The sequence below is a fragment of the Bacillus sp. JJ1503 genome, from assembly GCF_036965125.1.
Lineage (GTDB): Bacteria > Bacillota > Bacilli > Bacillales > Cytobacillaceae > Cytobacillus.
In genome coordinates, this window is the sequence record NZ_JBALOZ010000003.1 from 1 (window position 1) to 8,918 (window position 8,918).

Genomic DNA, 8,918 nt, shown 5'->3' on the forward strand with positions numbered 1-8,918 from the left:
TTATTGACTTTATTATTGGTAATATATATAATCAAAATATACGGAATATTCAAATGATTATAAAAACCAGCGAGCCTAAAGATCAGTGGGTAGGTATCCCCTATTCATAACAAAGATTTTTAAGACCGAGCTGTTCGAAATCTTCCTTTTATAAGGGTTATTTCGACATGGCTCGGTCTTTTATTTTTAACTAGAAAGGGATGATTTGGAAATTGGAACCATATTCTACTAGATTGAAGAACTGTTTACATGAATTAGAATCAAATCGATTTGACCATTTGGTCGTCACTTCCATTTATAATTTGAAGTATTTATTAGGGGCAAACATTGATACAGGTGAACGGATGACCGCACTACTATTATCATTTAAAAAAAAGCCAAAACTATTTATTCATCAAATGTTTTTCGACCAAGTTCCTACGTCAACTGAGATTGAAATCGTTTACTACAGTGATGAAATGAATCCGCTACAAATGTTGGCTACTAACTTTTTGAACCAAGAAAAATTAGGAATCGACCAGAATTGGCTTTGTTCCTATTTAATTGATTTGTTGAAAGAGTTCCCAGAAATAACTTTTGAAAAAAGTACAATTATAGAAAAGTTGAGAGAAATTAAAGATGAGCAGGAAATTGATACTCTTCGGCAATCGGCAAAGATTGCAGATGCAGTCATGTATCAAATTCTCCAACTCCAACATTTTCCTGCTTCAGAAAAAGAAGTTGCAAGAACAATTAAGAGTTTCTTCGCAGAGCATGGAGTTGAAGAACTATCCTTCAATCCAATTATCGGATTCGGAGAAAACTCGGCAAATCCTCACCATGTCATAATCGACCAAATGTGTCGTATGGATCAACCAATTTTAATAGATATGGGTGGGGTGTTTAAGGAGTATTGCTCTGATATTACAAGAACTTTTTTCTTAGGTAGAAGAAATCAAAAATTTGAAGATTTATATAAAGTCGTTCACGAAGCACAATTACAAGCGATTGAAATGGTCAAACCAGGGGTGCTATTTTCCGAAATAGATTTATTTATTAGAAGTTTGTTTGCAAAAAAAAGTTACCATCAATATTTTATTCATCGAACTGGACACGGCATTGGACTAGAACTTCATGAGGGAGTGTCTATTCATAAAAACAACCATGATGTAATCCAACCTGGAATGGCTTTCAGTATAGAGCCCGGACTATATTTTCCGAATAAATATGGGATTCGAATAGAAGATATCGTTGTTGTTACTAAAAATGGTTGTGAAGTTCTCACAAATTGCTCCAAGGAGGTGCAATATATAGAATTCACTAGCGTAGAACAAAATTAAAAGGAGAAGCCAAAGGAGGAATATGAAAATTATGGGGCAAAAAAAATGGGTGTCTATAGTATTTGTTATTGCATTAACCCTTACAGCTTTTCTAGCGGGTTGTTCCTATGAAAAGCCTTCAAGCACGAACTCAGGTTCCAATGACTCTAGTAGTTCTAGTGATTCTGTTGGCAGCAGCGCCACTTCCGAAAAGAGAGATGACATAAAGGTCGGATTAGATGTTGATGCAGGAACTATGGACCCACGTCTTTCTAAAGATGTCTCGGCAACAAGAGTTTCAGAACTTGTTTATGATGGACTTATTGTCCTTTCAGCTAATTTGGAGCCAGAACCAGCACTTGCAAAAGAATGGGAGAATCCTGATCCAACCACGTGGATTTTCACTCTCCGTGATGATGTAACATTCCATGACGGTGAGCCATTCACTGCAGAAGACGTTAAGTATACCTATGACAGTATCATTGATCCAAACTTTCAAGCACCTTCCGCTTCTTTTTATGCACCAATAGAATCTGTAGAAGTAATTAATAGTCATCAGGTGAAATTCACTTTAAAACAACCGTCAGCCCCTTTGTTAACCTATTTAAATATTGGAATTGTCCCAAAACATATTGGTGAAAAAAATGATAATTCCTTATCAAGTAATCCAATAGGAACTGGTGCCTATAAAATGGTGAAGTGGGATAAAAATAGTAAAATTTCATTTGAAGCAAATGAAAACTATTGGAATGGAGAACCAAAAACGAAAAAGATCACGTATTTTATTATTCCTGACAACTCTACACGCGTAGCTTCTCTTGAATCAGGAGATATTGACTTAGTCCATTCACCACTCTCACCACAGGATATTAAACGATTAAAAGAAAATAACAAATTTGAAGTCAAGGAAACTGAGGGACTAGGATTTACTTATTTAAACTTTAACCAAAAACACCCTATCCTATCTGATATGAATGTCCGTCAAGCCATTTCACACTTAGTAAACAAAGACGTTATTTCCACTGATATTTATCAAGGGATGGATAAACCAGGTAAATCACCACTAATTCCTGCATCTTGGGCTTATGATGATTCCATTTCTGGATTCCCTTATGATCCTAGTAAAGCTGCAGAGCTATTCAAAGAAGCTGGATGGGAAGATACCGATGGAGATGGAATACTAGATAAAAACGGAGAAAAGTTAACTATTACTCTATCGACTCATAGCGAGGATCCAAACCGTATACAGACTGTTGAATACTTACAAAATGAATTCACCAAATATGGAATTCAAACAGAAGTAAAAACAAGCGAGTGGCCAACTTTTAGCGCAGCATTAACTGAAGGTAATTTTGATATTGCACTAGTTGGCTGGTTAAATCAAATTGATCCAGATCGTTCTTTTTATAATCCATTTCATACTAATGGCGGAAGTAACTACGGAAAATACAGTAATCCAACCGTTGACAAATTAATTGAAGAAGGAAGAGCAGCACTTGATCGAACGGAACGCACTTCAATCTACCAGGAAGCCGCAAAGATTGTTACCGAGGAAGTAGCGTATAATGTCGTTCTGTACCAAGGATATATTGCCATGTATAGCAAAAACTTAACTGGTTTTAACATTCATCCAAGTGGAAGTTTTAATGGACTAAAAATGGCTGAAATATCAAATTAAGTCTGAAATAAGGGAGGGGAGATCCCTCCTTTCCTTTAAAGTCAGGAGTGGTCTAAGTGGCAACATTTATAATCAAACGATTTCTACAATTTATACCCGTACTATTAGGGATATCCATCCTTGTATTCTTTCTTTTGCACTTAATACCAGGTGATCCTGCCTTGACCTTGCTTGGCCAAGATGCAACACCTGAGGATCTCGAACGATTAAGAAATGTGATGGGATTAAATGAACCACTTTATATTCAGTTAATGGTTTTCCTTAAAAACCTGTTTCAAGGAAATCTAGGAATTTCGATTTTTCAAGATACACCCGTGATTACACTGATTTTCAAGCATTTACCAGCAACCATCGAACTAGCTCTCATCGCTATGGTCATTGCGCTAATTATTGCTATTCCATTAGGGATTCTATCAGCTGCAAAACAATTCTCATGGCTCGATTACGTTAGCATGTTTTTTGCTCAACTTGGGGTTTCTATGCCTGTTTTCTGGCTCGGTCTACTATTAATTATTGGCTTCTCAGTAAACTTAAATATCCTACCTTCTTTCGGAAGGGGAGAGCCTTTATATGAAGCCATCGGGCATACAATTCAGTCCGGAAACCTTTACTATGTGGTAGATAGCCTTAAGCATTTAATTTTACCGGCGTTCACTCTAGGTGTCATGAGTGCAGCATTAATCACTCGAATGGTCCGCTCAGCCATGCTTGAAGTATTGAAAGAGGACTATATTCGAACAGCTGAAGCAAAGGGAGTTAGAGGATTTATTGTGATCATGAAGCACGCTTTTAGAAATGCTTTAATCCCAGTTGTAACAATCGTAGGGCTCCAATTTGGAAATTTACTTGGTGGTGCGATTGTAACTGAGACAGTATTTGCGTGGCCCGGTATCGGTCGATTAGTAATAACAGCGATTAGTCAGAGAGATTTTCCAGTTGTTCAAGGCTGTGTATTAATGATTGCGCTTATTTTCGCTTTGATTAACTTGATTGTAGATATCCTATATGCCGTTATCAATCCAAAAATCCAACAAGCTTAAGGAGGGAGGTGATGGAGCTTTCAAATCAATTCCAAACGGAAAACAAAACAAATAATTTACCCAAAAAGAGGTTTAAATTAGGAGAATTCCTTCATCTTTTGACTAAAAGTAAATCAGTATTAATAGGAGGAATATTCGTTTTAATTGTTATATTTTGTGCGATTTTTGCACCTCTCATATCGACTCATGACCCATATGAAATGGAGATGGGAAATCGTCTTCTTACTCCAATGAAAGATGGACATATTTTAGGAACCGATCAATTTGGACGTGATTTGTTTACTAGATTGATCTATGGAGCAAGGGTTTCCCTTCAAGTCGGTTTAATATCAGTGGCTATAGCTATGGTCATTGGGGTAACCCTTGGATTAATTTCCGGATATTACGGTGGATGGGTTGACACAATTATTATGCGCATAGTTGATATTGTTTTATCGTTTCCTGTATTGCTTTTAGCCATCGCACTTGTTGCAGCACTAGGACCAGGTATAGAAAATGTCATATTAGCTTTGGGATTTGTATACTGGACAAATTACGCTAGAATTGTCCGAGCCAATGTTCTTGCTATAAAAGAGGAGGAATATATTCAGGCAGCAAAAACGATTGGATCAAGTGACTTTCGGATTATCTTCTTTAATGTATTGCCCAATTGTTTAGCCCCGATTGTCGTTGTCGCTACATTAGGACTTGGTACAGCCATTGTCTCCGAAGCAACACTTAGCTTTTTGGGATTAGGGATTCAACCACCGGAATCTAGTTGGGGATGGACATTGGCCTTCGGAATGAAATTTATTCGGGAAGCCCCTTATTTGTCAATCTATCCTGGAATGGCAATTATGATTACTGTTTTAGGATTTAATTTATTAGGTGATGGGATTAGAGATTTAACGGATTCAAAACTAAAACGAAATTAATTAAGGAGGAATTATCATGACAGTTACATCTACACGCGAATATAAAGAGGTTATTGTTACACATTTATCGAATGGAAATCCACTTTCATTACCGATTCATACTATTCACGGTGTAAAAGAAGGGCCTGTACTTGGCATTTCAGCATTAGTGCATGGCGATGAGATTATAGGGGCGGAAATTATTCGACGCGTTTATAACAGATTAGATGAAAGCAATCTATCTGGGGTCGTAAAGCTGCTCCCAGTTGCCAATCCTCTTGCTTTTGAAAGCATGACCCGAAATACACCCCTTGATATGAACAATATGAATCGCTTGTTTCCAGGAAATAAAAATGGCTGGGTAACAGAACAACTCGCCCATTCTATGGTAGAGAACTTTTTAGATCATATTGATGTTTTTATTGACTTGCACGCCGGTGGAGCTATTCCAATTGTTGATTATGTATACATTCAGAATGATGAAGATTTATCAAGGGCGTTTAACTTTCCAATCCTGTATCGTCCTTCCAATCCATACGAAGGAACAACAGCTACTTATGCAATAGGAAAAGGAATCCCAAGTATTACTGTCGAGGTTGGAGGGGGTCCGAACTATGACAGGGATATTGAAAGAGGCGTTGCAGGAATATTTAATGTAATGAAGAAATTGAAAATGATTCCTGGGGAGATGACTCCTGCACCTGAACAGAAGGTTATGACTGAGATTGCCACTATTCGTCCAATACAAGGAGGAATTATGGTGCCAGAGTTTGATTTTAGTTCAGTTGGAACAGTAATTGAGGGTAATCAAGTTCTCGCACGGACATTTAATCCAAGAACTTTCGAAGAACTTGAGGTCATTCGCACACCTTTTCAAAAAAACTTGGTGATTTTAACGAGAGGCCTCTTTCATAAAGTAGACCCTGGTGATTTTGGATTTATGTTAGGAAATCTTGATAGTGCGGAGAAAAATTAATGAGTACTCAAACGGTCCTTTTTGAGGATTTAGATCACAAATTATCCCAATACTATACAAAAGTTGTTCTTGGAATGGATAGGTTTTATCGAAAAAATATTTCATTAACCACGGAAGAGTCCTTAGATAATGAAGGATTAGTTCCAGTTAATTTGACTAATGAAACTCCAAATAATTATCGCACTTGGAATGATATATTTTCAGATTTAGAGGATTTAAGAAACAAATATGTAAATATTCAATCCGAGGTTCGTAGAAATTACATGCAACAACAAATTGGTTCATTAATGATACTCGCAAAATGGTGTAGTGGTGAATCTATTCCTTTCAGAGAAAAAGTAAGGGGATTATTATATGTAAACGAGAATCCCCTTACACTTGCTGAAAGAAAAAGTCTTCACCAAAAATTGAATAGCCTATTATCCAAAAAAGGATTGACGGGATCCTTACTAGAAAAAGTAAGGAAGTGGGAACAAACACAACATGTTCCTTCACAGCAAATTGAATCTGTTTTAAAAGACCTGCTATTACAAGGTAAAGAACGAGTCGTTCAAAAGATGTTTAAGGAAATGGAAGATACAGAAGTTATCCCTGTAGTCGTTTACGGTGTTCCATATAGCGCCTACTGTGATTATCCTGGCGGAAAAATGTATATTAATGGTGATTTATCCTACACGTATGAATCATTGAAGCATTTAGTATGTCATGAGTCTTTTCCAGGACACACCACCCATATGAAGATTAGGGAGTTAGGAGTAAAATCTGGTGATATTCCTTTAGATGCGGCATTAGTCATAACAAACACGGCAAGTAGCTCTATTTTTGAGGGAATTGGTGACAATGGAATTCATTTTATTGATTGGGTTCATACGATTGATGATGAAATCTATCAATTATACCAAGAAATTAAATCCACCTCTGGAATAAATGCAGCCCATATGATTCATACGGAGAAAAAATCAGATGAAGAGGTAGCTGCATTTTTAAGAGAATTTGCATTTGCTGAGGAAAATTGGATTGAATCGAGACTTCGTTTCTTTAAACACAATCTAAGAGCTCCATTTATTTATTCCTATTGGAGAGGTAATGAAGCAGTTCAGCAGGTATATACTAATTTACCTGAAAATAAAAAAGTAGAATTCTATGACTTTTTATATAAAAACATGTTATCCGCTGATACAGTTAAACAATTTAGATAGGAAGTGTCTATAATGCAACTTACAAAATCAGAAGAGCTATATAAAAGAGCAGTAACGTCAATACCTGGTGGTGTTAATTCGAATTCACGTTTTCGAAATCCTCACCCCATTTATTACCAAAAGGGTGAAGGAGCATATCTAACGGATGTCGATGGCAATCGCTATATTGATTGCATCATGGGGAATGGTTCTATCATTCTTGGTCATAATGATCAAGAATTTAATGAACGAATCCAATATTACAGTACGTCAGGAATTGTTACCGGAGTGGAAACAGAATTAAGTATAAAAACAGCCGAGAAATTCCTTTCTCTCGTTCCTACAGCTGAGAAAATTCGTTACACCAATACTGGTACGGAAGCTATTATGCATGCAATGGCAATGTCAAGAACATATACAGGTAAATCCGATATCGCAGTCATTGAAGGAGCATATAACGGTTGGCACGATGCTGTCCACGTGAGTACTTGGCCAGATCTGCAAAAGGCGGGAGATAAATCCGAACCGAATTCACTTCCAGGTGCATCTGGACTAATTGAGGATGTGGTAAAGAGTACTCTTGTTCTTCCTTATAATGACCTGGAAACAGCTGAACGGTTACTTACTAAAAACAAACACCGAATTGCTGCTTTAATTATTGAACCAACTATGATTGATATCGGTTATATTCCAGCCAAAAAAGAATACTTACAAGGATTGAGAAAATTATGTGACCAATTAAATATTGTTCTTGTATTTGATGAGTTATTAACCGGATTTAGAGATTCACCTGGTGGCGCTCAAGAGTATTATGGAGTGACACCTGATTTGTCCTCATTTGGTAAGGCGATTAGTAACGGTTATATGCTAGCTGCTTTAGCAGGGAAATCAGCCATTTTTGAAACGGTAACACCTGGTAAAGGAACATGCTCTTTTGTTGGAACGTATAATGGCCATCAGCTTTCTTTAGCAGCATCACTGGCCTTTCTGGAGATTTACGAGGAAAGAAAAGTATTCCAGACGCTCCAAACTAAAACGGAAAAACTAATTACAGAGTTTGCTAATATCGCAGATAAATATCAAATAAAAGCAAGAATGCAAGGAAGAGGCGGACATTTCCATTGGTATTTTACCGATCAAGAAATCGTTGATTACAGAAGTGCAACCCAAAGCAAAAAGGAACATTATGCGAAGTTTATTGAAACACTTGCAGGAAAAGGTGTGTATTGTTCTCCTAACTACCTGCTTCATCATGCTATTTCAATGGCTCATACAGATGAAATTATTCAACAGTTAGTGGACTATATGGATGTCAGTCTGCAGCAAAATACTGGTATAAAAACGGGTTCATAAAGGGGGAGGGATTCTTGAGCACGAACATCCTAGAAGTTAACAATTTAAAAACAACATTTTTTTCTAAAAAAACTCCCTTCAACGCAGTAGATGGAATTTCGTTTCATGTAAAGAAAGGGGAGACACTAGGGATTGTCGGTGAATCCGGTTGCGGGAAAAGCGTTACCTCACTCTCTATTATGGGACTCGTTAAACCACCTGGAACAGTATCTGGCGAGAAGATTGATTTTAATGGAATCAATCTTCTTGATTTACCAAAAAAAGAAATGAGAAAACTACGCGGCAATCAAATCAGTATGATCTTTCAAGAACCTATGACATCACTCAATCCAGTCTATAGTATTGGTGACCAAATAGGAGAATCCTTAAAAATTCATAAAAAACTTAAGAAAAAAGAACGAAAAGAAAAAGTAGTAGACTTATTAAAACTAGTTGGAATTCCCCGTCCTGATGAAATATACCATAGCTATCCTCATCAACTATCAGGTGGAATGAGGCAAAG

The 8,918-nt window shown here is 36.9% G+C and carries 8 protein-coding genes; all 8 read left to right on the forward strand.

All coding sequences use genetic code 11. The annotated features are described in order from the left end of the window. The first annotated feature begins 212 nt into the window (after positions 1–212). The gene (locus tag V7149_RS00490; protein WP_335343725.1) at positions 213–1,319 is read left to right on the forward strand and encodes a M24 family metallopeptidase; all 1,107 of its coding nucleotides are present in this window, start codon (positions 213–215) and stop codon (positions 1,317–1,319) included. 31 nt (positions 1,320–1,350) lie between these two features. Further along, on the forward strand, positions 1,351–2,976 hold the full coding sequence (locus V7149_RS00495) for an ABC transporter substrate-binding protein (RefSeq protein WP_335343726.1): 1,626 nt from the start codon (positions 1,351–1,353) through the stop codon (positions 2,974–2,976). 56 nt (positions 2,977–3,032) lie between these two features. Then, positions 3,033–4,016 carry an ABC transporter permease gene (locus V7149_RS00500; protein WP_335343727.1) on the forward strand — a complete coding sequence of 328 codons (984 nt, stop codon included), beginning with the start codon at positions 3,033–3,035 and terminating at the stop codon, positions 4,014–4,016. An 11-nt stretch (positions 4,017–4,027) separates the two neighbouring features. Further along, the gene (nikC, locus tag V7149_RS00505; RefSeq protein WP_335343728.1) at positions 4,028–4,930 is read left to right on the forward strand and encodes a nickel transporter permease; all 903 of its coding nucleotides are present in this window, start codon (positions 4,028–4,030) and stop codon (positions 4,928–4,930) included. A gap of 16 nt (positions 4,931–4,946) precedes the next feature. Beyond that, positions 4,947–5,885 carry a succinylglutamate desuccinylase/aspartoacylase family protein gene (locus V7149_RS00510; RefSeq protein ID WP_335343729.1) on the forward strand — a complete coding sequence of 313 codons (939 nt, stop codon included), beginning with the start codon at positions 4,947–4,949 and terminating at the stop codon, positions 5,883–5,885. After that, the gene (locus tag V7149_RS00515; protein WP_335343730.1) at positions 5,885–7,084 is read left to right on the forward strand and encodes a hypothetical protein; all 1,200 of its coding nucleotides are present in this window, start codon (positions 5,885–5,887) and stop codon (positions 7,082–7,084) included. The genes V7149_RS00510 and V7149_RS00515 overlap by 1 nt, the downstream gene beginning before the upstream one ends. 12 nt (positions 7,085–7,096) lie before the next feature. Continuing rightward, the gene (locus tag V7149_RS00520) at positions 7,097–8,416 is read left to right on the forward strand and encodes an aspartate aminotransferase family protein (protein ID WP_335343731.1); all 1,320 of its coding nucleotides are present in this window, start codon (positions 7,097–7,099) and stop codon (positions 8,414–8,416) included. 14 nt (positions 8,417–8,430) lie between these two features. Then, positions 8,431–8,918, forward strand: a 488-nt coding sequence (locus V7149_RS00525; RefSeq protein ID WP_335343732.1) for an ABC transporter ATP-binding protein, incomplete at its 3' end; no start/stop codon positions are given.

Bases quoted from the DNA above. Each gene is read 5' to 3' on its own strand.
- V7149_RS00520 (WP_335343731.1), top strand. From the start codon at position 7,097: ATGCAACTTACAAAATCAGAAGAGCTATATAAAAGAGCAGTAACGTCA.
- V7149_RS00515 (WP_335343730.1), top strand. From the start codon at position 5,885: ATGAGTACTCAAACGGTCCTTTTTGAGGATTTAGATCACAAATTATCC.
- V7149_RS00510 (WP_335343729.1), top strand. From the start codon at position 4,947: ATGACAGTTACATCTACACGCGAATATAAAGAGGTTATTGTTACACAT.
- V7149_RS00495 (WP_335343726.1), top strand. From the start codon at position 1,351: ATGGGGCAAAAAAAATGGGTGTCTATAGTATTTGTTATTGCATTAACC.
- nikC (WP_335343728.1), top strand. From the start codon at position 4,028: ATGGAGCTTTCAAATCAATTCCAAACGGAAAACAAAACAAATAATTTA.